The 22787-nt window shown below is 69.2% G+C and carries 20 protein-coding genes and 1 riboswitch; of the genes, 4 read left to right on the top strand and 16 right to left on the bottom strand.

The features are described 5' to 3' along the window. Positions 1 to 13: 13 nt before the first annotated feature. The 6 genes from CLV49_RS01140 to CLV49_RS01165 all read right to left on the bottom strand — a co-directional run bounded on the left by CLV49_RS01140 (position 14) and on the right by CLV49_RS01165 (position 7728). Positions 14 to 991: an aldo/keto reductase gene (locus CLV49_RS01140; RefSeq protein ID WP_106561887.1), complete on the bottom strand. Its 978-nt coding sequence runs from the start codon at positions 989 to 991 to the stop codon at positions 14 to 16. A 73-nt stretch (positions 992 to 1064) separates the two neighbouring features. Beyond that, positions 1065 to 2474: an amidase gene (locus tag CLV49_RS01145; RefSeq protein ID WP_208019889.1), complete on the bottom strand. Its 1410-nt coding sequence runs from the start codon at positions 2472 to 2474 to the stop codon at positions 1065 to 1067. Then, positions 2471 to 4324 carry a dipeptide ABC transporter ATP-binding protein gene (locus tag CLV49_RS01150; protein ID WP_106561888.1) on the bottom strand — a complete coding sequence of 618 codons (1854 nt, stop codon included), beginning with the start codon at positions 4322 to 4324 and terminating at the stop codon, positions 2471 to 2473. The genes CLV49_RS01145 and CLV49_RS01150 overlap by 4 nt, the downstream gene beginning before the upstream one ends. After that, positions 4321 to 5214, bottom strand: coding sequence for an ABC transporter permease (locus CLV49_RS01155; protein WP_106561889.1), 894 nt, complete (start codon positions 5212 to 5214; stop codon positions 4321 to 4323). The genes CLV49_RS01150 and CLV49_RS01155 overlap by 4 nt, the downstream gene beginning before the upstream one ends. 2 nt (positions 5215 to 5216) lie before the next feature. Next, a complete protein-coding gene (locus CLV49_RS01160; protein ID WP_106561890.1) occupies positions 5217 to 6164 on the bottom strand; it encodes an ABC transporter permease in 948 nt (315 codons plus the stop codon). Positions 6165 to 6204: 40 nt separating this feature from the next. Continuing rightward, complete coding sequence (locus tag CLV49_RS01165) at positions 6205 to 7728, bottom strand: ABC transporter substrate-binding protein (RefSeq protein WP_106561891.1); 1524 nt, start codon at positions 7726 to 7728, stop codon at positions 6205 to 6207. Between the two features lie 316 nt (positions 7729 to 8044). On the opposite strand from CLV49_RS01165, the gene CLV49_RS01170 reads away from it, so the two are divergent. After that, on the top strand, positions 8045 to 8806 hold the full coding sequence (locus CLV49_RS01170) for a FadR/GntR family transcriptional regulator (RefSeq protein ID WP_106561892.1): 762 nt from the start codon (positions 8045 to 8047) through the stop codon (positions 8804 to 8806). A 23-nt stretch (positions 8807 to 8829) separates the two neighbouring features. Here CLV49_RS01170 and CLV49_RS01175 read toward each other — a convergent pair whose 3' ends face one another. From CLV49_RS01175 to CLV49_RS01190, 4 genes are all read right to left on the bottom strand, one after another. Continuing rightward, positions 8830 to 9312, bottom strand: a complete 483-nt coding sequence (locus tag CLV49_RS01175) for a YbaK/EbsC family protein (RefSeq protein ID WP_424978909.1) — start codon at positions 9310 to 9312, stop codon at positions 8830 to 8832. Between the two features lie 8 nt (positions 9313 to 9320). After that, positions 9321 to 10196 (bottom strand): bifunctional methylenetetrahydrofolate dehydrogenase/methenyltetrahydrofolate cyclohydrolase, encoded by an 876-nt coding sequence (locus CLV49_RS01180; protein WP_106561894.1) that lies wholly within the window; start codon positions 10194 to 10196, stop codon positions 9321 to 9323. An 8-nt stretch (positions 10197 to 10204) separates the two neighbouring features. Next, positions 10205 to 11509 carry a serine hydroxymethyltransferase gene (glyA, locus tag CLV49_RS01185; protein ID WP_106561895.1) on the bottom strand — a complete coding sequence of 435 codons (1305 nt, stop codon included), beginning with the start codon at positions 11507 to 11509 and terminating at the stop codon, positions 10205 to 10207. A gap of 42 nt (positions 11510 to 11551) precedes the next feature. After that, positions 11552 to 11656, bottom strand: a riboswitch (ZMP/ZTP riboswitch). 56 nt (positions 11657 to 11712) lie between these two features. Next, positions 11713 to 12384: a pentapeptide repeat-containing protein gene (locus tag CLV49_RS01190; protein WP_106561896.1), complete on the bottom strand. Its 672-nt coding sequence runs from the start codon at positions 12382 to 12384 to the stop codon at positions 11713 to 11715. A 110-nt stretch (positions 12385 to 12494) separates the two neighbouring features. On the opposite strand from CLV49_RS01190, the gene CLV49_RS01195 reads away from it, so the two are divergent. Genes CLV49_RS01195 through nagA form a run of 3 tightly spaced genes read left to right on the top strand, consistent with a single transcriptional unit; the run spans position 12495 to position 15759 of the window. After that, complete coding sequence (locus tag CLV49_RS01195) at positions 12495 to 13016, top strand: DinB family protein (protein ID WP_106564808.1); 522 nt, start codon at positions 12495 to 12497, stop codon at positions 13014 to 13016. Beyond that, entirely contained in the window at positions 13013 to 14599 is a 1587-nt protein-coding gene (locus CLV49_RS01200) for a family 20 glycosylhydrolase (protein ID WP_106561897.1), read from the top strand. Before CLV49_RS01195 ends, CLV49_RS01200 begins: the two co-directional genes overlap by 4 nt. Then, positions 14596 to 15759: an N-acetylglucosamine-6-phosphate deacetylase gene (gene nagA / locus CLV49_RS01205; protein WP_106561898.1), complete on the top strand. Its 1164-nt coding sequence runs from the start codon at positions 14596 to 14598 to the stop codon at positions 15757 to 15759. Before CLV49_RS01200 ends, nagA begins: the two co-directional genes overlap by 4 nt. 66 nt (positions 15760 to 15825) lie before the next feature. Here nagA and mnhG read toward each other — a convergent pair whose 3' ends face one another. The 6 genes from mnhG to CLV49_RS01235 are packed head-to-tail and all read right to left on the bottom strand — an operon-like array spanning position 15826 to position 22207. Beyond that, positions 15826 to 16230 (bottom strand): monovalent cation/H(+) antiporter subunit G, encoded by a 405-nt coding sequence (gene mnhG, locus CLV49_RS01210; RefSeq protein ID WP_106561899.1) that lies wholly within the window; start codon positions 16228 to 16230, stop codon positions 15826 to 15828. Next, positions 16227 to 16490, bottom strand: a complete 264-nt coding sequence (locus tag CLV49_RS01215) for an MrpF/PhaF family protein (RefSeq protein ID WP_106561900.1) — start codon at positions 16488 to 16490, stop codon at positions 16227 to 16229. The genes mnhG and CLV49_RS01215 overlap by 4 nt, the downstream gene beginning before the upstream one ends. Then, positions 16490 to 17086 carry a Na+/H+ antiporter subunit E gene (locus tag CLV49_RS01220; RefSeq protein ID WP_106561901.1) on the bottom strand — a complete coding sequence of 199 codons (597 nt, stop codon included), beginning with the start codon at positions 17084 to 17086 and terminating at the stop codon, positions 16490 to 16492. The genes CLV49_RS01215 and CLV49_RS01220 overlap by 1 nt, the downstream gene beginning before the upstream one ends. Then, complete coding sequence (locus tag CLV49_RS01225) at positions 17086 to 18648, bottom strand: Na+/H+ antiporter subunit D (protein WP_106561902.1); 1563 nt, start codon at positions 18646 to 18648, stop codon at positions 17086 to 17088. Before CLV49_RS01225 ends, CLV49_RS01220 begins: the two co-directional genes overlap by 1 nt. After that, on the bottom strand, positions 18645 to 19145 hold the full coding sequence (locus CLV49_RS01230; RefSeq protein WP_106561903.1) for a sodium:proton antiporter: 501 nt from the start codon (positions 19143 to 19145) through the stop codon (positions 18645 to 18647). Before CLV49_RS01230 ends, CLV49_RS01225 begins: the two co-directional genes overlap by 4 nt. Then, positions 19142 to 22207, bottom strand: a complete 3066-nt coding sequence (locus CLV49_RS01235; protein ID WP_106561904.1) for a Na+/H+ antiporter subunit A — start codon at positions 22205 to 22207, stop codon at positions 19142 to 19144. Before CLV49_RS01235 ends, CLV49_RS01230 begins: the two co-directional genes overlap by 4 nt. Between the last annotated feature and the right edge of the window lie 580 nt (positions 22208 to 22787).

Consider the following 22787-nt stretch of genomic DNA (forward strand, 5'->3'; position numbering starts at 1 on the left):
GACGAGGGAGGGGTCAGAAGCCTTCGGGGTCGCGCGGGACGTACATCGCCTCGAGCGCCGTGGTCTCGGCCTCCGTGAGGGTGATGTCGACCGAGGCCACGGCGTCCTCGAGGTGCTCGATCTTCGTGGCCCCGACGATCGGCGACGTCACGGCTCGCTGCTGGCGGACCCACGCGAGGGCGACCTGGGCGCGCGGGATCCCGCGCTCCTCAGCCACCCACGCGACGGCCTCCGAGACCGCTCGATCGCTCTCCTCCCGCTGCCCGTAGAGGGTCTGCCCGAAGACGTCCGTCTCGCTGCGGACGGTCCGGTCGTCCCACTCCCGCGTGAGGCGGCCCCGCGCGAGCGGCGACCATGGAAGCACCCCGACGCCCTGGTCGAGGCACAGCGGGTGCATCTCCCGCTCCTCCTCGCGGTTGATGAGGTTGTACTGGTCCTGCATCGAGACGAAACGCGTGAAGCCGCCGAGGTCCGCGATGTGCTGCGCCTTCGCGAACTGCCACGCCCACATCGAGGACGCCCCGATGTAGCGCGCCTTCCCTGAGCGCACCACGTCGTGGAGAGCCTCCATCGTCTCCTCGATGGGCGTCTCGGGGTCCCAGCGGTGGATCTGGTAGAGGTCCACGTGGTCGACGCCCAGGCGTTCGAGGCTCGCATCGATCGCGGAGAGGATGTGTGCACGCGAGAGCCCTCCGCCGTTGGGGCTCTGCCGCATCCGGCCGTGCACCTTGGTGGCGATGACGACGTCGTCGCGATGAGCGAAATCGCGAAGCGCGCGCCCGACGATCTCCTCGCTCGAACCGTCGCTGTAGACGTCGGCGGTGTCGAAGGTCGTGATGCCGAGTTCGAGCGCCCGACGGATGAACGGGCGGCTCTCGTCCTCCGGCAGGCTCCACTCGTGCGAGCCGCGGCCGGGTTCGCCGTAGCTCATGCAGCCGAGCGTGACCGCCGAGACCTTCAGACCGCTCCGACCCAACCGGACGTATTCCATGGCCGCTCCTCACCGTCGCCGTGCCTCCGGACCCCCGTGGTCCGGCTTCCCCAGTATCGCGCGAACGCTCGGGTCAGCGGATGGGGAACTCCGGGGACGCGGACGCCGGGCGAGCAGCCTCGTACCAGGCGGAGGCACGCAGGACGCCGAGGTCGTCGTGGCGGCGACCGGAGATCTGCAGGCCGATCGTGCGCCCGTCGCTCGTGAAACCGCTGTTGATGCTCGAGGCCGGCTGACCCGACATGTTGTAGGGCACGCAGTACGCGATGTGCGCCATCCCCTCGTCGCCGTCGCCGAAGGGCATCGGCCACTCGGCGGGGAACGCGGCCACCGGGGACACCGGCGACAGCACGACGTCGAACGGCTGCGTGGAGGCGACGGTCGCGGCCCGCATCGCCTGGATCGTGTCGTACGCCTCGAGCACCCGTCGGCCGGCCACGTCGGCACCGCCGGAGCACCACTGCACGATGAACGGGAGCACCCGCTGCCGGTCCGCGACGGAGAGCTTCGAGTAGGTGTTCCAGAACCGCACCCGCCAGAACAGGTCGACGGCGTCGAGCATCTCGGGCGTCAGCGCGGGCGCGACCTCGACGACCTCCGCCCCGGCGGAGGCGAAGAGCTCGGCGGCCGCGCTGACCGACGCCGTCACCTCGGGATCGACAGGCATCCCGGCTCCGGGGTCGAGCTGCAGGCCCACGCGCAATCCGCGGACGTCGCCCTCGAGTGCCGTCCACGGCAGGTCGGCGGCGGGGAGCGACGTGTGGTCGCGCCAGTCCGGGCGCGCGACGGCGGTCATCGCGAGCGCGACGTCGGCGACGCTGCGCGCGATGGGCCCGAGCGAGCGCCCGAAGTACGGGGTGTCGTGCGGGATGCGTCCGTCGCTCGGCTTGAGCGCCACAAGTCCGGCCCACGTCGCCGGGAGTCTCACCGATCCGCCGATGTCGCTCCCCATGTGGATCGGCCCGAAGCCCGCTGCGGCCGCGGCACCAGCGCCCCCGCTCGAGCCGCCGACGGTCCAGTCGGGGTTCCACGGGCTCCGGGTGATGCCATGAAGGCTCGACACCCCCGACGAGAGCATGCCCCAGTCGGGCATGGTCGTGGATCCGACGATCACGGCACCGGCCTCGAGCAGCCGCTCGACCGCCGGGTTGTCGGACTCGGGGAACTCCGGGCTGCCCGCGGCCGTCCCCGACTGATAGGCGACGCCCCGGCGGTGCATGTTCTCCTTGACCGTCACGGGTATGCCGTCGAGGGCGCCGAGCTGTTCGCCGGCAGCCCACCGGCGAGCGCTCGCCTCCGCGTCGGCGATGACCTCTGCCGGGACGTGGGACGCGAAGACGTTGAGCTCGTCGTTGCGCGCGGCGACGGCGTCGAGCACGTCGCGGGCGACGTCCACCGGGGTGAAGGCTCCGCTGCGGTAACCCGCGGCGATGTCGGCGGCGTCGAGCGCACTGATTCTGACGGTCGTGGTCGAGGCTTTCACGCGTGCTCCAATGTGTGCTGAAGGGTCGGCGTCGCGAGGACGAGTTGACGGGTGTAGTCGTGGGCAGGGGCGTCGTAGAGCTGCTCGGTCGGGCCCGTCTCGACGATCTCGCCCTCGCGCATCACCGCGACGGTGTCGCACAGGTGGCGCACGACGCCGAGATCGTGCGAGACGAAGATGAGCGTCAGCCCGTACTCGTCGACGAGGTCGGCGAGCAGGTTGAGGACCTGTGCGCGCACCGAGACGTCGAGAGCGCTCACGGGTTCGTCCGCGACGAGCACGCGGGGACGGCAGACGAGGGCTCGCGCGATGGAGATGCGCTGCCGCTGACCCCCCGAGAACTCGTGCGGGAAGCGTTCGACCGACGAAGCGGGGAGGCCGACGTGGTCGAGCATCTCCGCGACGAGGCGGCGGCGTTCGGTCTTCGACGCGGCGATGCCCGAGCGCAGATTCGCCGGGTTGAGGAGAGGTTCGGCCACGATGTCGCCGACCGTCATCCGCGGGTCGAGGGATCCCATCGGGTCCTGGAAGACGATCTGCAGCGTGCGCCGCAGCTCGCCGAGGTCCTTCTCCTTCGCACCGCGAAGCGACGTCCCGACGACCTCGACCTCTCCGGAGGTCGGCTGGTCGAGTCCCGAGAGGATGCGCAGCAGAGTCGACTTCCCCGAGCCGGACTCCCCCACGATGCCGAAGCGTTCGCCCTCGTGGATGTCGAAGTCGAGACCGCGGAGCGCCTCGACCCGGGTGGCGCGGCCGAAGATGCCGCTCCGGGAGCGCACGTAGGTCTTCGTCAGTCCGCGCACGCTCACGATGGGGGCCGGTGCCTGCGAAGCCTCCGGTTCCGTGTCGTCCGGTTCCGGCTCCGCGATCGAGGCGGCAGCGAGGGCGGCCGTCACCTCGTTCTCGGCTGTCACCTCGTTCTCGGCTGTCACCTCGTTCTCGGCTGTCACATCGTTCTCGGCTGTCCTTTCGTTCTCGGCCGGCGTCTCGTCCGCCGCACGCAACCGCGTGGGGTCGTATCCCGCTGCCGTGGCGATCGTGAACAGCCGGCCGTCCGCGTCGGTCGCGGTGAGGTCGGACGCCGCGAGGAGGCCCCGCGTGTACGGGTGCTGCGGGCGGGTGAAGACCGTCTCGATCGGCCCCTCCTCCACCACGACACCCGCGTTCATGACGAGGACGCGTTCGCACACGCTCGCGACGACGGCGAGGTCGTGCGTGATGAAGAGGAGTCCGGTGCCGCGTTCTGTCACCGAGCGGAGCACGAGGTCGAGGACCTGCTTCTGCACCGTCACGTCGAGCGCCGTCGTCGGTTCGTCGCAGACGAGAAGAGCCGGGTCGTTGGCGAGGGCCATCGCGAGCATGACGCGCTGCCGCTGGCCTCCCGACAGCTGGTGAGGGTAGGCCTTCGCCGACTCGGCCGGGCTCGGCAGGCCCACGTCGGCGAGCAGCTCGACCGCACGCTTCTCGGACTCGGCTGCCGAGGCTGTGCGGTGGATGGTCATGATCTCGGCGACCTGGCGACCGACTCGCATGAGCGGGTTCAGTGCCGTCATGGGCTCCTGGAAGACCATCGACATCGCCGAGCCGCGGAGTTTCGCCAGGCGAGCGTCGCTCCGGCCGAGGAGGTTGTCCTCTGCGCCGGCGACGGTCACGCTCCCGCTCGTCCGCAGCGTGTCGGGCAGAAGCCCCATGATGGCCGTCGAGGTCACCGACTTGCCCGAACCGGACTCGCCGATCAGGCCCACCCGCTCGCCCGGAGCGATGCGGAACGAGATGTCGTCGACGAGGGTCGTGCGTCCGGCGGTCACCGTGAGGCCACGGACGTCGACCGCGAAGTCTGTCGAGGTCATCGGTTGCTCCTCATCTTGGGGTCGAAGCGGTCGCGCAGACCGTCTCCGAGGAGGTTGAACCCGAGCACCGCGACAGCGATCGCGAGACCGGGGGCGATGGCGAGGTAGTCGTGGGAGCCGAGGAACTGCTGCGACTCCTGCAGCATGCGACCCCACGACGGGGTGGGGGGCATGGTGCCGAGGCCGAGGAACGACAGGCCAGCCTCGGCGAGGACGGCGATGCCGAAGTTCACCGAGCACTGCACGACGATCATGCCGCTGATGTTCGGGAGGACGTGCCGGAGGGCGATGCGGAGCTCCGAGCGGTTCGCGGCACGGGCGGCGAAGACGTAGTCGGTCTTCATCACCTGAAGGGTGCCGCTGCGGGCGACGCGGGCGAACGCCGGGATCGAGCCGATTCCGAGGGCGACCATCGCCGTGACCGTTCCGGCTCCGAACACGGCGCCGAAGATGATCGCGAGGAGGAGCCCGGGGAACGCGAGGAGGATGTCGTTGCCGCGCATGATGAGGTCGCCCAGGCGCCCCTGCCGCATGCCGGCGAGGATGCCGAGCGGCACACCGACGACGACCGCGATGCCGACGGCGATGAAGCCGACGAGGAGCGTGATCTGCGATCCCACCATCACGGCCGAGAACACGTCACGTCCGAAGCGGTCGGTGCCGAACCAGTGCTCGGCGCTCGGGAACTGGAGGCGGTCGGAGGCGACGGTCGCCACGGGATCGTAGGGCGTCCACACGAGGGACACGAGCGCGACGATCGCGACGAGCCCGATGAGCGACGCTCCGATCACGAGCTGGGTCCCGGGACGGGCTCGGCGACGTCGCGCCTCCGTCGCGGGAGGCGGCACCGAGACGCCGAGTGCGTCGGGGGTGGGAAGCTGCGTGGTCATCCTCACGCCGCCTTTCTCAGTCGGGGGTCGAGCACGGTGTAGGCGAGGTCGACGAGGAGGTTGATGACGATGACGAGGAGCACGAGCACCGCGACGATCGCCTGCACCGCGAGGAGGTCGCGGTTGCCGACGGAATCGACGAGGAGGCTCCCGAGGCCCGGGATCACGAAGACGCGTTCGATCACGACGGAGCCGATGAGCATGGCCGCGAGCTGCACGCCGACGATCGTCACCACGGGGACTCCGGCGTTCCGGAGCCCGTGACGCACGAGCGCGGCACCCTTCGTGAGCCCCTTGGCGCGGGCCGTGCGCAGGAAGTCCTCCCGCATGATCTCGAGCACGGCCGAGCGCACGTAGCGCGTGATGATCGCGGCCTGCACCGAACCGAGCGCGATCACGGGCAGGACGAGGCGGCGGAGGAACTCGACGGGATCGTCGGCCGGGGCGACCCAGCCGCCCGATGGGAACCACCCGAGGTGCACAGCGAACACGGCCACGAGGAGCACGCCGACGAGGAAGTTGGGGACTGCGACACCCACTTGCGAGATGCCGGAGAGGACCACCCCTGAGGGGTGCTGGTGGCGGACCGCCGCCAGCACCCCGAGCGGGACGGCCACGAGGAGGGCCACGACCATCGAGAGACCCACGAGGATGAGGGTCACCTGCACCCGGTCGGCGATGAGCGGCGACAGGTCCTGCGACGTCACGTAGGACGTACCGAAGTCACCGCGGACGAGGCCGCCCATCCACTGCAGGTACTGCAGACCGAGCGACTGGTCCGTCCCGTACTCCGCCCGCCACTGGGCGAGCGCCTCCGGGGTCGCGTTGATGCCCAGGGCGACCACGGCGGGGTCGCCCGGCATCACGCGCAGCATCACGAAGATGAGCGCCGTCGCGACGAGCAGCGTGGCCAGGAACTGTCCGAGGCTGCTGAGCAGTCGTCGCACCATACCCGCTCTCCTTATCTCTCGAGGTGGTGGTGTTCTCGGATCACTCCGACCAGGTGAGACCCGACAGGATGAGGGACTCGGTCACCGCGTTCGCCGCGATCCCGCCGAGACCGGCCTTCGCCACGACGAGGTTCGGGAACAGGAACAGCACGTCGGAGGCGGCGTCCTCCGTGATGGTGCGGACGACCTCCTTCATGCCGCTCTCGTACTCCTCCGGCGTGCCCGAGTCGGCCGCGATGACCTCGTCTGCGATCTTCGAGTTGTCGTAGCCGATGTAGTAGTCGGGGTTGTTGAAGGTCGCGAGCACGTCGCGGGCCTCGACGGCGAGGATCACGGACATCTGGTAGTCGGCCTGGGTGAAGACCTTGTCGAGCCACACCGCGGGGAACTCGGACGACTGGATCGACGCGTCGATCCCCACCTCGGCGAGCTGCGAGACGACGATCTCGGAGACGGCCGTGGCGTATGGACGGGTCGGCACGTCGAACGTGATGGAGAGGTTCTCCGCCCCCGCCTCGGCGAGGAGCTCGCGGGCCTTCTCGGGGTCGTACGGGTACATGTCCGTGAGGTCCTCGTAGTACGGGTCCGTCGGGGGCACCATGGCGCCGATCTCGGTTCCGTAGCCGGCCCACGCGGCGTCGATGACGGCCTGACGGTCGATCGCGTACATGACGGCCTGGCGCACGCGCACGTCGTCGAAGGGGGCGATCCTGTTGTTCATCGAGAGGAGGATCTCGCCGTTCGACGTTCCCTCGATCACCTGGAAGGCGTCGTCGGACTCGAACTGGCCCATGAGATCGGGCGCCTGCATGTTGTAGACCATGTCGATGTCCCCGGACCGGAGCGCATTCGTGCTCGCGACGGCGTCCGCGAAGTAGCGCAGCGTCACGTCGGTGATGTCGGGCTCCTCGCCCCAGTAGTCGTCGCGGCCGGCGAGCGTGATGCGGTCGCCGCTCACGAAGCTCTCGACGGTGTACGGGCCCGTTCCGATCGGCGAGGTGGCGAGATCGTCGACGCCCGTCTCGGAGAACATCGCGCCCACGTACGTGCCCATGTCGAAGAGCCACGCGTTGCTCGGCCGGCTGAGCGTGACGCGCACCTCGGTGTCGGAGACGGCCTCGACCGAGTCGACGACGTCCATCTTGGTCTTCGTCCCGTTGAGCCAGGCGTCGCTCTGCACCCGTTCGATGCTGAAGACGACGTCGGCGGCCGTGAAGTCCTCGCCGTCGGAGAAGGTCACGCCGTCGTGCAGGGCGAAGTCGTAGACGGTCCCGTCCTCGCTCACCTCCCAGCTCTCGGCGAGCTGCGGCTGGAGGTTCCCGTCCTGGTCGATCGTGACGAGGCCCTCGTACACGTTGTTCATGACGACCTGCGGGATCGCGGCGCCCGACGTGGTCGTGAAGTCGAGGTTGACGGGTTCACCGGTGAGACCGATGACGACCGCGTCGGACTCGGTGCTTCCACCGCCGGACGAGCTCCCGGCCGAACAGGCGGACAGGGTGAGCGCGGCGGCCGCGACGGCGGCCGTCGTCGCCAGGAAACGGCGGGGAGTGCGGGCGTTCATGGAGCTCCTTGGAAGTCGGGGAGGGAGTCGAGGAGACCGGCGTGGAACGAGGAGCCGGGTTACTGGTCAGACCAGTAACGGACACGCTAGGCTGACGCCGAAGAGAGCGTCAAGCGGGGAAACATAGATGTAACGTCCGTCCCCATTTCTCGAAACACACCGGTCCGTCACGTCCACGAACCGGCCGTCGATCGGCACCGAGAGGAAGAGCGATGAGCTTCACACCCGTGCGGAAGGTCAACGCGCACGAGATCATCGTCGGGCGGATCGACCACTGGACACCGCCCATCAGCGGTCGGCGCCGAGGAGGAGGACGATGAGTTTCACACCCGTGCAGAAGGTCAACGCGTACGAGATCATCGTCGGTCAGATCGAACAGGCCATCAGTGACGGCACGTACGGCGCGGGAGACCGGTTGCCGAGCGAACGCCAGCTCATGGCCGATTTCGGCGTGAGTCGCGCGACCGTCCGCGAGGCGATGCGCGTCCTCCAGGCGACCGGTGTCGTCGAGTCGCGACCGGGCGACCCGCGCGGCCCCGTCGTCACGGCGTTCTCGCCCCGCGTGCTCGAGAAGTCGATGGCGAAGCTCGCCCAGCTCGACTCGGTGTCGCGCGTGGAGCTCCTGCAGTTCCGCCTGCTGCTCGAGGGCCACGCGAGCCTCCTCGCCGCGACGGAACGCACCGACGACGAGCTCGCCGACATCACCGCACGAGGAGAGGACATCGCCGACCTCGCCGACCAGCCGGACGGACGCTTCGGCGAGCGCGTCAATCGGTTCCACCAGGCGATCCGGCGCGCCTCGCACAACCAGATGCTCGAGATCTGCGGCAACGTCGTCGGCGGCGTCATGGCGGAGATGATCGACCGTCGCCTCACGAGCGACACGGATCGGAGCGCCCGTGTGCGGACGAGTGCGCGGGATGCGCGCGCCCTCGTGTCCGCGATCCGTGACGGTCGGGCTCACGAGGCCGCCGCCATCTCGACGGGCAACATCTATCGCTACTACGCCGATGATCTCTCCCCAGAGGAGACGGACCGTCTCGCGACGATGATGGAGGCGTACAGCACCCTGCCGTGATCGAACACCGCCGACCGGCGCCGTCAGTCGGCGACGACCGGTGTCGGCGTGCCGCGCGTGACGCGGACGAGCTCGTCGAAGGTCGTCGGGAACACCGTGTGGGCGTGACCCGCCGCTGCCCAGATCTCGGGGTACTCGGCGAGAGTCGTGTCCACCCAGGTGCGGATCGGCGACGGGTGACCCACGGGCGCGACGCCGCCGATCACCTGACCCGTCGCGGCCTTGACCACGTCGGCGTCTGCGCGCTTGAGCCGGCCACCGATCAGCGCGCCGAGGAAGGCCGTGTCGACCCGGTGGGAGCCACTCGTCATCACGAGGACGGGCTCCCCGTCGAGCGTGAACACGAGGGAGTTCGCGATCGCGCCCACGTCGCAGCCGATCGCCGCGGCGGCCTCCGCCGCGGTCTTCGCGCTGTCGTCGAACCACACGACCTCGGCGGGGACGCCCGAGGCGGCGAGCGCAGAACGGACGCGCTCGACAGCCGGATGGGTTCTCTGCTCGGTCACGGGCGCGATCAGGCCCGTTCCGCCGACTGCACGACGTTCGAGACGAGGAGGGCTCGGGTCATGGGACCGACTCCCCCGGGGTTCGGCGACAGCCATCCCGCCACGTCCGCCACAGCCGGGTCGACGTCGCCGGAGAGCTTCGCCTTCCCGCTCTCGGTGGTGCCGACGCGCGTCACCCCGACGTCCACCACAGCGGCGCCCGGCTTGATCCACTCGGGTTTCACGAGGTGGGGCACCCCGACGGCCGCGACCACGATGTCGGCGCGGCGGACCTCGGCGGCGATATCGGGCGTGCGCGAGTGCGTGAGGGTGACGGTCGCGTCGATGCCCTTGCGGGTGAGGAGAAGCCCGAGCGGGCGACCCACCGTGAGGCCGCGACCGATCACGGTCACATGCTGTCCGGCGAGGGGGACGTCGTTCCGACGCAGGAGTTCCACGATGCCGGCGGGGGTGCAGGGAAGCGGCGACGTGAGCTCGCCCGCGACACCGAGCACGAGTCTCCCGAGGTTCGTGGGATGGAGGCCGTCGGCGTCCTTGTCCGGGTCGATCGCCTCGAGGATCTCGTTCTCGTCGATGCCTGCCGGCAGCGGCAGCTGCACGATGTAGCCCGTGACCTCGGGAGCGGCGTTGAGGTCGCGGACGGCGGCGAGCACGTCCTCTCGCGAAGCGGTCGCGGGAAGGTCGACGCGGATCGACTCGATGCCCACCTCCGCGCAGTCGCGGTGCTTGCCCGCGACGTAGCTACGGGAGGCGGGGTCGTCGCCTACGAGGAGCGTGCCGAGCCCTGGGACGATTCCGCGTTCGCGCAGGACATCGACGCGCGCTCGGAGTTCGGACTTGATGGCGGCCGCGGCCGCGAGGCCGTCGAGCTTCAGAGCCGTCATTCCGGCGCCTACTGCTGAAGGCCGGGGTAGAGCGGGAAAGCGTCGGCGAGCGCCGCGACCCGGTCACGCAGCCCATCGACGTCGGCACCCGGACGCAGCGCGAGCGCGATGACGTCGGCGACCTCGGTGAACTCGGTCTCGCCGAAACCACGCGTGGCGAGAGCCGGCGTGCCGATGCGGAGGCCCGACGTGACCATCGGCGGTCGCGGGTCGAACGGAACCGAGTTGCGGTTCACCGTGATGCGCACATCGTGCAGCACGTCCTCCGCCTGCTTGCCGTCGAGCTCCGAGTTGCGGAGGTCGGCGAGAACGAGGTGCACGTCGGTGCCCCCCGTGAGCACGTCGAGGCCCGTGGCCTTCGAGTCGTCGGCCGTGAGGCGCTCCGCGAGGATCTGCGCGCCGCGGATGGTGCGCGCCTGGCGGTCCTTGAAGTCCTCGGATGCGGCGAGCTTGAACGCCGTGGCCTTCGCCGCGATGACGTGCATGAGCGGCCCGCCCTGCTGGCCGGGGAAGACGTTCGAGTTGAGCTTCTTCGCGAGGTCCTGCTCGTTGGTGAGGATGAAGCCGGAGCGCGGTCCGCCGATCGTCTTGTGCACGGTGGAGCTGACGACGTGCGCGTGGGGCACGGGAGACGGGTGGAGGCCAGCGGCGACGAGACCGGCGAAATGCGCCATGTCGACCCAGAGCGTGGCGCCGACCTCGTCGGCGATCTCGCGGAAGAGGGCGAAGTCGAGCTGGCGCGGGTAGGCGGACCACCCGGCGATGATGACGCGGGGCTTGTGCTCGCGAGCCTTCGCGCGCACATCCTCCATGTCGACGAGCATCGACTCGGGGTCGACGCCGTAGGCGACGGCGTTGTAGAGCTTGCCGGAGAAGTTGAGCTTCATGCCGTGCGTGAGGTGGCCGCCGTGGGACAGCTCGAGGCCGAGGATCGTGTCGCCGGGCTGCGCGATGGCGGAGAGGACGGCGGCGTTGGCGCTCGCGCCGGAGTGCGGCTGGACGTTCGCGTATGCCGCGCCGAAGAGGCTCTTGGCCCGCTCGATCGCGAGCGACTCCGCGATGTCCACGTACTCGCATCCGCCGTAGTAGCGGCGGCCGGGGTAGCCCTCTGCGTACTTGTTGGTGAGCACGGAGCCCTGCGACTGCAGGACCGAGACGGGAACGAAGTTCTCGCTCGCGATCATCTCGAGGTAGTCGCGCTGGCGACCGAGCTCCTGCTCGAGGACGGCGGCGATCTCCGGGTCGACCTCGCTGAGCGGGGCGTTGAAGAGGTTCTGGCCCGTGGATACGGGTGTCGACGATTCTGTGGTCATTGAGGCTGACTCCTTCTGACAGCGGCGGACGTGGGGGTGCTCCGTATCGGCCCAGGCGTACGGCCGAATCCGTGTCAGTCGCTCCCCGATGGTGACCATCTCCGGCAGATGCGAGGCATCAGCCAAACGCCAGTTGCGACGGGATCAGCATAACAGGACGGCACTCGGCTCCTCCGTCGGATTCACTCGAGGGGCGGTCGGATTCACTCGACGCGGACCCCCAGCGCTGCCGCGAACAGGGGCGCGAACTCGGCCAGCTGGGTCTCCGAGATGATGGCGCCTCGCAGGGTCTCGACACCGGTGATGGACGAGAACTCGGCCTCCCGCAGATCGAGGTCGACGAGCCGCGCACGAGACACGTCGAGCACCCCGATGCGGCAGCCCGGAAGGGCGAGTCGCGTGACCTCCGCCCCGCCGAGATCGAGTTCCTCGAACGCCGTGTCCTCGATGAGGACGTCGGTGATCCGCGCTCCACGGAGGTTGAGGTAGCCGAACTTGGACTGCCTGATCGCGACGGACCGCAGCTCGGCGTCGTACAGATCGCTCGAGCCGGAGCGCGAGGCGGTGATCGAGACGTCACGCCAGAACGAGGACGGCGCGTCGACGACGGGCGCCTCGAGGCGATCGATCGTGCAGTCGCTGAGTCGCGCACCCCTCAGCTTCGCCGCGTCGGAGCGGACGGTGTCGAACGCGCACTCGCTGAAGCGCACGTCGGCGAGGTCGAGACCGGAGAGGTCGAGATCGCTGTAGCGACGTGCGTCGTGCGACGAGCCCTCGGCGAGTTCGACCCGATCGCCGTCGTCGAGAGACGGAAGACGGACGGGTGAGATGCGGGGTTCCGGTGAGGTGCGGGATGGAGGGGTGCGACGGGCCATGGGACGAGTCTGACGGACACCTCCGACATCGCACGGGTCGGCTGACCCCGGATCGGCCCGACGTCGGGTGTCGACCGCCCGGTGTCGGGGGCTCGCGATACCGTGTGGGCATGACGAGCTCGACGGGCGCACTTCCGGAGGACACCCGACCGGAGCCTCCCGAGCGGGGCGGAGAACGCGAGACGATCGAGGGGTTCCTCGACTTCCTCCGCGCCAGTGTCGTCTACAAGGCCACGGGGCTGTCGGACGCCGATGCCGCACGCCGCGTGCTCCCGAGCCTCACCACCGTCTCCGGGCTCATCCGCCACCTCGCCGATGTCGAGCGGTCCTGGTTCCGCGAGGCGATGGCGGGGGAAGCTGATGTCCCGTCCCGGTGGTCGGAGGAGGACCGCGATGGCGAGTTCCGGGTCACGGAGCACGACACCCTCGCCGAGGTCGTCGCCGACTACGAGGCGGCGTGCGCCGAGTCTCGCACGGTCGCGGCGCGATTCGATCTCGACGATCCCTCGGCCGGTCGCGACGGGCGGTACCACCTGCGGTGGATCCTCGTGCACATGATCGAGGAGACGGGCCGCCACTGCGGACACATCGACATCCTGCGCGAACTGCTCGACGGGGCGGTCGGCGAATGACGCATCCGACCGAGAACGCGGCCCTTCCCCTCCACGACCTCCTCATCCCCACGCCGCGATCGCTCACGGCCGGGGACGGTGGGCCGCTCGTCGTCGGCGATCGACTCCGGCTCTCGTCCCCGCACGCCGGGCTCGCGACCGTCACGCCCCTCGTCGTCGACCTCCTGCGCGCGGAGGGCGTCACGCTCGTCGATGCAGAGCCGGACGACGCGATCGGGCCGGCGACCCTCGGCCTCGAGCTCCGCCCCGATGCCGACGGCGGCGCGAATCGGACCCAGGACTCCGAGGCGTACGCCCTCAGCGTGAGCGACCGCGGCATCAGCATCACGGCGGCCTCCCCCGCCGGCATCTTCTACGGAGCGCAGACCCTCGCGCAGTTCCTGTCGAGCGGCCGCGGAGGGGCTCGGAGCATCCCAGCCCTCCACATCCACGACGCTCCGCGCTTCCGGTACCGCGGGGCGATGCTCGACGTCGCCCGCCACTTCTTCGACGTCGACACCGTGAAGTCCTACATCGACCGCATCGCACTCGCCAAGCTCAACCACCTGCACCTGCACCTGAGCGACGACCAGGGGTGGCGGCTGCACATCGACTCGTGGCCCCGCCTGACCGAACGCGGCTCCTCCGGTGCCGTCGGAGGGGGCGCCGGCGGCTTCTACACGCACGACGACTACCGCGAGATCGTTGCCTACGCCGCCGAACGCTTCGTCACGGTGGTGCCCGAGATCGACCTCCCCGGCCACACCCACGCCGCGATCGTCGCCTACCCCGAGCTCGCTCCCCCCCTCTACGCCGGTGCTCCCGATTCGGCCGAACGTCCGGAGGACGACACGCCTGCTCCCGAGTTCGCACCCTACGGCGGTGTCGAGGTGGGCTTCTCCACCGTCGACACCCGGTCGGACGTCGTCCATCGGTTCGTCGCTGACGTCACCCGCGAGATCGCGGCGCTCACACCCGGGCCGTACCTGCACCTCGGCGGCGACGAATCCCTCTCCACGTCGGAGGAGGACTACCTCGACTTCCTCGCCCGCGCGAGCGCCGCAGCGTCCACGACGGGCAAGACCCTCGTGTTCTGGCACGAGGCGGGCGCGAGTGCCGAGCTGCCGCCCGGCACGATCGGGCAGTACTGGGACTACCTCATCCCCCGCGGCCGGTCGGCGGATCAGACACGGCGCTTCGTCGAGAACGCCGGAGCCGTGATCCTCTCCCCCGCCGACGCCATCTACGTCGACATGAAGCACGCGGACGACGACCCCCTCGGCCTGGTCTGGGCCGACGGCCCGACGAACGTCGAGACGTCCTATTCCTGGGAGCCCGACGAGGTGATCGCCGGGTTGTCCCCCGACGCGATCCTCGGGATCGAGGCCCCTCTCTGGTCGGAGACGATCGAGTCGCTCGCGGACATCGACGCTCTCGCGTTCCCCCGACTGCTGGCCGCGGCGGAGATCGCGTGGTCCCCGCGCCCCTCCGAGTCGCCCGAACGCACGTGGTCGTCGTTCCGTCGACGCCTGGTCGGATGGCAACCGCGGCTCGACGCCCTCGGTATCGGCTACACACGCGCAGAGGGGGTCGACTGGTCATGAGCTCTCGGACGATCATCCATTCCGCCCGGCTCGTGAGCGACGGCCTCGAGACGGACGACGCCTGGGTCCTCCTCGGCGGCGGAGACGACGGCAGCGTCGAGGGACGGGGAACAGGCGACGGGTGGCTGACTCATGCCGAAGACGGCCGATCGGACGTCGTCGACGCCGCGGGTCGGTTCCTCGTGCCCGGTTTCATCGATCTGCACGTGCACGGAGGCGGCGGCGCCTCCGTCGACGACGGAGCCGACGCGATGCGGCGCGTCCTGGCGACGCATCGCCTGCACGGCACCACGCGCAGCGCGATCTCCCTCGTCTCGGCCCCCCTCGACGAACTCGCGTCGCGACTCTCCGCCGTCGCCGACCTCGCATCGACCGACCCCACCATCCTCGGCGCCCACCTCGAGGGACCGTTCCTGTCGCAGGACAACCGGGGAGCGCACGATCCCGCAGCGCTCATCCCTCCGACGCCCGAAGCGGTGGCGCTCCTCCTCGAAGCCGCACGCGGTCACCTCCTGCAGATCACGATCGCGCCGGAGCTCCCCGGCGTCCTCGAGGCGATCAGGACGCTGCGGGCCGCCGGCGTGATCGTAGCCGTCGGTCACACGACGGGCGATGCCGACGTCGCCCGCGCGGCATTCTCCGCAGGGGCGACCCTCCTCACACACGCGTTCAACGCGATGCCCGGGATCCACCACCGTCACCCTGGCCCCATCCCGGTCGCGATCGGGAACGACGACGTGGTGCTCGAACTCATCGCCGACGGCGTGCACGTCTCCCCACCCGTCCTCGCACTGGCCTTCGCCGCGGCACCTGGACACATCGCCCTCGTCACGGACGCCATGGCGGCCGCCGATGCGCCGGACGGCGACTACGAGCTCGGGGGGCTCTCCGTGACCGTGCACGAGGGGGTCGCGCGCCTCACCGGGACCGACGTCATAGCGGGATCCACGCTCACCCAGGACGGAGCACTGCGCACCGTCCTGGCGGCCGGCGTGCCGATGGTCGAAGCCGTCCGCGCCCTCACGGAGACCCCGGCCCGAGTCGTCGGCCGTTCACCCGAGCTGGGTTCGCTCGCCGTCGGCAGTGCGGGCGACGCCGTCCTCCTCGCCGACGACCTCACGGTCGACGCCGTCTGGGTCGCCGGCGAACGCGAGTCCTAGCGTCCGGCCCCGGCCGTCCCACAGCTCGGCCGTCCCGCATACGATGGCCGCTCGGGACGGAAAACGTCAGTTGTCGGACGATTCGTCGGCAGCGGTATCGTCCGACCGCCGACTCTCCGTCCGTGCATCCGCTCGACGCACGGCGTCAGCGAGTTCGTCGGTCACGAGCAGGTCGCGGCGAAGGTGATCGCCGCGGTAGGCGGCCCGCCCCACCATGTGGGCGGAGATCGGCGCGGTGAGCCCCTGGAAGAAGAGGATCGCGATGGCGAACGCCACGGTTCCGAGACTGACGTTGGACACCGCGACGTCGACGACGATGAGTCCGAGACCGAGGATCTGGGGTTTCGTCGCGGCGTGCAGTCGCGACAGGACGTCGGGGAACCGCAGCAGTCCGATACCGGCGGCAGCACACAGGAACGCCGACACCACGATGAACGACGCGGTGATGGCCTCACTCCACTCGGCGCTCATGTCGTGTCCTGCTTCGCCATGAAGCGGGCGACGCTCACGGAACCGACGATGCCGAACATCGCGAGGGCCAACATCACCGGCAGCGTGTCCGTGTGATGGTTGACCGCCATCTCTGCTCCGAGCACGCACATGATGGTGACGACGAGCACGTCCGACGCGATGACCCGGTCGAGCAGGCTCGGGCCGACCACGATCCGGTAGATCGATGCCAGGGCTCCGATACCGAACATGACTCCGGCCACGACGAGAGCGATCTCCATCAGCGCTTCCCTTCCGTTTCGGCGGGAGCGAATCCGCTGCCCGGCGCGGGCGGCGACGTCCGGCCGCACACGAGTTCGACGTCGTGCGCGGATCCGAAGCCGCGCACGATCCGCTTCTCCGTCGCGAGCACCCGCTGCCGAGCGACCTCGACGTCGTGGTCGTCATCCGTGTCGAGCACGTGGAGGTACAGGATCGACTCCCCCCTGTCGAGGTCGACGACGATCGAGCCCGGAACGAGGGAGAGCGCCTCGGCCACCCACATCGTGATCAGATCGGAGCGCGTCCGCAGCTGCACGGCCACGATCGAGTTCTGCGGCGGGCTCCCCGGCTTCAGGACGATCCACGCCACCTGGAAGGAGGCGATGAGGATGTCGACCATGAGTCGGACGAAGAAGTAGGCCGCGCGCAGGGGGTTCAAGCGCCGCGAGAACTGGATCGCCGGAAGGTAGAAGAGGATCGTCACGATCGCGGCGACCCCGATACCGGTGAGCAGCGACAGCACCGTGAACTGACCCCACAGCATCGCCCACAGCAGGACGAGGCCGGCGAAGAGCAGGACCCGGCTCCCGAAGCTCGCGTGTTCCCGCTGCTGCATCAGGGCACCTCCTCCGTGAACACCGCTCCGACGTAGACGGACGGATCCTCGACGTTCTCCGCAGCCCGTTCGGCGAGGCCGAAGAGCGGACCGGCGAAGACCGTGAGGGCGACGGTGAGGGCCACGAGGCCGGCGGTCGCCGAGACCATGAGCGGGGAGACCGTCTTGAGCGCGACGCGGCCGTCGTCCTCCGGGTTCTCGTTGAGGGACGCCATGAGCGAGGACGAGTAGCCCTCGACTTCGCGACGACGACGCCAGAACGCCATGTTCCACACACGGGCGAGCGCGTAGAGGGTCACGAGGCTCGTCGCGGCGCCGGCGGCGATGACGACGTAGTCGAGGGGCGTGCCGGACTCGGCGCCCGCCCGGAAGAGGCCGACCTTCCCGAGGAATCCGGAGAACGGCGGGATCCCCCCGAGGTTGAGCGCGCCGATGAAGTACAGCACGGCGACGACGGGAGCGGCCGTCAACAGACCCCCGAGCCGGCTGAGCGATGTCGACCCTCCCACCCGTTCGATGAGCCCCGCGACGAGGAAGAGCGCTGTCTGCACGACGATGTGGTGCACGACGTAGTAGATCGTCGAGGTCGTCGCCGCCTCACTGCCGATCGCGATGCCGAACACCATGTATCCGATGTGGCTCACGAGCGTGAACGACAGCAATCGCTTGATGTCGGCCTGTGCGACCGCCCCGAGGATGCCGACGACCATCGTGACGGCCGCCACGATGAGGAGCGGGGTCTGGAGCGGCACATCGACGAAGAGGACGGTGTCGACCCGGATGATCGCGTAGATGCCCACCTTCGTCAGCAGTCCGGCGAACACCGCCGTGACGGGGGCCGGCGCCGTCGGGTACGAGTCGGGCAACCAGAACGACAGGGGGAACAGGGCGGCCTTCACGCTGAAGCCCACGAGCAGCGCGAGACAGAGCACGAGCTGGATGTTGGGCGGGAGGTCGCGCACACGCTCCGAGATGAGCGCGATCGTGACCGTTCCCGTTGCTCCGTAGATGAGCGCGATCGACGCCACGAAGATGATCGACGACATCAGGCTCACGACGATGTAGGTGACGCCTGCGCGGATCCGCGCACCGGTGCCGCCGAGCGTGAGGAGGACATAGCTCGCCGCGAGCAGCATCTCGAAGGCGACGTAGAGGTTGAAGAGGTCGCCTGCGACGAAGGCGTCGAAGACTCCAGCGGCGAGGACGAGATACGTCGGGTGGAAGATCGAGACGGGCGGCGGGTTGCTGTCGCGGTCGGCGATGCCCTGCCCGACGGCGAAGATGAGCACGCCGAGCAGCATGAGCGACGAGACCACGAGCATGATCGCGGCGAGACGGTCGGCGACGAGGACGATCCCGAACGGCGCCTCCCATCCGCCCACGTGGACGACGGCCGGACCGGTGCTGTCGACGTACACGAGCAGCATGATGGAGAGCGCCGACACCGCGGTGAGCACGATCGTGCTCACCGCGATCTGGATCTTCGGGTGCTTGCCGAGGGTCAGGGCGACCGCCGCTCCGAGGAGCGGCAGCATCACCACGAGGGGGACGATGGCGTTCATCGGCGCTCCTCCCTCGTGTCGTCATGAGGCGTGGTCGATGGTGCGTCGTCTTCGCCCGGACGCTCGTCGCTCGCTCGGAGGACGTCGTGCACCGCTGCGTCGTCGAGGTCGAGGGGGTCGAAGCTCGACTCGGTCTGCGCCCTCGTCTCGCCCTCGTGCTCGTCGGGCAACGTGTCGCCCTCCTCGCCGAGCTGTGCGAGCCACCAGGAGCGGTAGATGAGCGCGAGGAGGAACGCCGTGATGCCGAAGTTGATCACGATCGCGGTGAGCATGAGCACTTGCGGAACGGGATCGACCATGTCGGCGTCGGATTCGGTGCCCGTCACGAGGGGAGGGCTGCCGCTCCCCCCGCTCATGATGAAGATCAGGATGTTCGTGGCGTTCCCCACGAGCAGGAAACCGATGAGCACGCGCGTCAGGCTGCGCTCGAGCATGACGTAGATCCCGACGGCGTACATGACGCCCATGAGGATCACGAGGGTGAGGGATGCGCTCATCGACTCGCCTCCGTCGTCGAGAAGTCGTCCTCGGCCTCGGGGTCCAATTCCGCGTCCTCCTGCTGACGGTCGATCTCCCCGCCGAGGCTCCGGAGGATGTCGACGGTGAGGCCGACGACCACGAGGTACACGCCGATGTCGAAGATCGTGGAGGTGCCGATCGACAGGTGTCCGAGAATGGGGACGTCCGTCTCGAGGTAGGCGGAGGTGAGCGCGTCGGCCCCGAAGAACAGCGACGCGGCGGCCGTGCCGACCGCCAGCAGGATTCCGGCGCCGAGGAGCTTGCCCGCGTCGATCGGGACAGCCTCGGCGAGCTCGTACCGACCGCCCGCGAGGTACCGGGCGACGAGGGCGAGGCCGGCGAGGAGCCCACCGGCGAAGCCGCCTCCCGGCGTGTTGTGCCCGGTGAAGAGCAGGAAGATCGAGACGACGATCGCGGGGTGGAAGAGCAGGCGGACGAGGATCTCGAGCAGGACGGATCGGTTCTCGTCCCGGATCGTGCGTCCGGCCAGGAGCCACGACTGCCGCTCGCCCGAGGCGAGCCGCTCGGCCGGGGTCGTGGTCGTCGCGACCTTCGGCTCGTTCTCGGCGGGCTCTGAATGTGCGTGGCGCGTCTCGTCGTCCGAGCGGTCGACGTGTTCGCCGCCGTCGTGTCCTGCGGCGATGGCCGCCGGCGACTCGCTCGCCCCGGAGAGTCCCGTCGATCCCGCGAGATCGGTCGGCACGGACCGCCGGTTCGCGCGCTGCCGGCGTGCTCCCGGGATGCGCTGGGGGGTGCCCGAACGCCCGGAGACGAAGAGGAGGCTCGCGATTCCGGTGGCCACCACGACGAGCACGGCGATCTCGTTCATCGTGTCCCAGGCCCGGATGTCGACGAGCATCACATTGACGATGTTGCGACCGTGGCCCTCCTCGAGCGACAGGCGCGGCAACTCGCCCGCGATGCTCTCCGCCTGCCGGGAGGAGAGGGCGACGGCGGCGATCACGGACATCGTCGCGCCGAAGAGGATGCCGATGACGGCACGACGACGCTTCCTCACCGGCTTGTTGTGCTGCGAGATCTTGTGGGGAAGGCGGCGCAGCACCAGGATGAACGTCACGATCGTCGCGAGCTCGACGAGCGCCTGAGTGAGCGCGAGATCCGGTGCACCGTGGAGGCCGAAGAGGGCGACGAGCCCGAAGCCCGTGACTCCGGCCAGCAGGACGGCGGTCATGCGCTGTCGTGCGCGTGCGGCCATGATCGTCGCGACGATCATGCAGGCAGCGATCACGGCCTGCAGCGGATAGTCGTAGAGACGGATGGCCGTCGGCCACGTGCTCGTGGCGATGAGCGCACCGCCTACCACGAGGATGAAGACCACGACGATCGTGGTGAGGTACTGCGGGAGACCTCCGCGCTGCGCGAACAGGGTGATGCGCGCCGCCGTGCGGTCGAGGGCGTTCACCGTCGTCCAGTAGCCGCGCGAGGCATCGACCGTATCCGGCACCGTGGCCTGGAGACGAGCGACGGTGCGACGGGCGGCGAACAGGCCGAGACCGAGGGCGATGACCGCGGCGGAGAGGAAGAGAGCCGGCTCGAGACCGTGCCAGAGGGCGAGGTGATAGTCGCCGTCGCCGAGCGTGTCGGCGTAGGCGGCGAGGAGCGGATCGAGGAGCGAGACCGTGACGCCGAGCGCGATACCGGCGACGGCGAGGACGAGCGGCGCGGCGACGATCATGCCGCTGTCGCGATGGATCTCGACGGGCTCGTTCGTCTTCCGGTTGGCGAAGGCGCCCCACAGGAACCGCGCGCTGTACGCGACGGTGAGCACGGACCCGACGGCGGTTCCGACGAGGGCGACCCACGCCCAGACGTCGCCGCCCAGGCCCGCCTCGATGAACGCGGTGAACACCGCCTCCTTTCCGACGAAGCCGATGAGCGGGATGATGCCGGCCATCGACGCCGTGGAGATCGCCGCGGACACGGCCAGCACGGGCATCGACCGGGCGAGCCCCGAGAGTTTCCTCCAGTCTCGCGTGCCCGTGCGGTGGTCGATGATGCCGACGGTGAGGAAGAGCCCTGCCTTGTAGACGGCGTGGGCGAGGAGCATCGTCGCGCCGGCGAGCGCCGCGTCGCGCGTCCCGAATCCCACGATGACGAACAGGAAACCGAGCTGGCTCACCGTCCCGTAGGCGAGCACGAGCTTGAGGTCGTACTGACGTAACGACCGCCAGGCTCCGACGAGCATCGTGAACACGCCGAAGCCGACGACGACGGGGATCCACCCGGGCGACTCCGCGTATCCGGGGGCGAAGCGCGCCACGAGGTAGATGCCGGCCTTGACCATCGCTGCGGCATGCAGGTAGGCGCTCACAGGCGTCGGGGCTGCCATGGCGGCGGGGAGCCAGAAGTGGAACGGGACGATCGCCGACTTGGACATCGCGCCGACGAGGACGAGGACGATCGCGATCGACGGCGCGACCCCCTCCGGCGGGCTCGCGACGAGCTCGGAGATGCGGGTCGTCCCGGCCTCGATGCTGAGGATGACGACGCCGACCAGCATGACGAGCCCGCCGAGCGTGGTGACGAGCAGCGCCTGGAGTGCCGCTCCCCTGCTCTCCTTACGACCCGTGTAGTGGCCGATGAGGAGGTAGGAGAGCACGCTCGTGATCTCCCAGTACATGAACATGACGATCACGTCGTCCGACGTGACGAGACCGTACATCGTGCCGGCGAACCCGAGCAGGAGTGCGGCGAAACGCCCGAGCGACGGTTCGTTGTCGGAGAAGTAGGACGCGCAGTAGATGAGGACGAGGGCTCCGACACCCGTCACGACGAGCGCGAGCAACCACGCGAGCGCATCCATCCGGAAGCTCAGCTCGATGCCGAGCTGAGGTATCCACGACCACGATTCCGTGACGGTGCCTTCGGGCGCCGAGACGATGGGCGTGGCCGCGAGGGTATGGACGAATGCCGCTATGGGTACGAGCGCGAGGACGAGGAAGGAGCGTCGACCGAGGAGGCGGACGATGAGAGGGGCCGCGAACGACAGAGCCGCGAAGAGCACTGTCATGATCGCCATGGGGGTCCCTAGGGGTGGTCGGCCTGGTGTCCCTATTAATCTATCAGCCGTTTGCAGGAGACGGTCCGCGAGGACGGGATCGGAACGGACGCATTCCGCTCATGGTATGAACGGTCGTTCCGCCGATGGAGAGGGGCGGAGGCGGTGGGCTCCCCCGAGCTCCACCGCCTCCGCCGGAGATCCGGAGCCTCCGCTTCACGCGTCCCCTGATGCTCCGGGTCCTGCGTCCCGAAGGACTAGGCAGGTCTGTGCCGGCGTGGCCGAATGATGGTGCCGGCTTCCGTCGCCGCGAATGCAAAACTCGGCGACGGCGAGCGAGCCGTGTTCCCGGCGGACCGGTCGTCGCGAACTCGCTGTCACCCTGAGAGAGGGGCATGGCGATGAATCATGACGCGTGTTCTGAGATTTTTTTCCGAGACGGTCATCCACAGGTGGAACATTCCTCTCCACTGAGGTCCGGAGTGGAGGAGAATCGGAAACCGGCGTCATGATCGGAACCCGGGCGCATCTCTCAGGGTGAAGCCATATGCGCCCATCCTCGGGCTCACGAGTCAGAGCCTCGGAATCCACAGCCCCGAGC

It is taken from the genome of Labedella gwakjiensis (assembly GCF_003014675.1).
GTDB classification, from domain to species: Bacteria; Actinomycetota; Actinomycetes; order Actinomycetales; family Microbacteriaceae; genus Labedella; species Labedella gwakjiensis.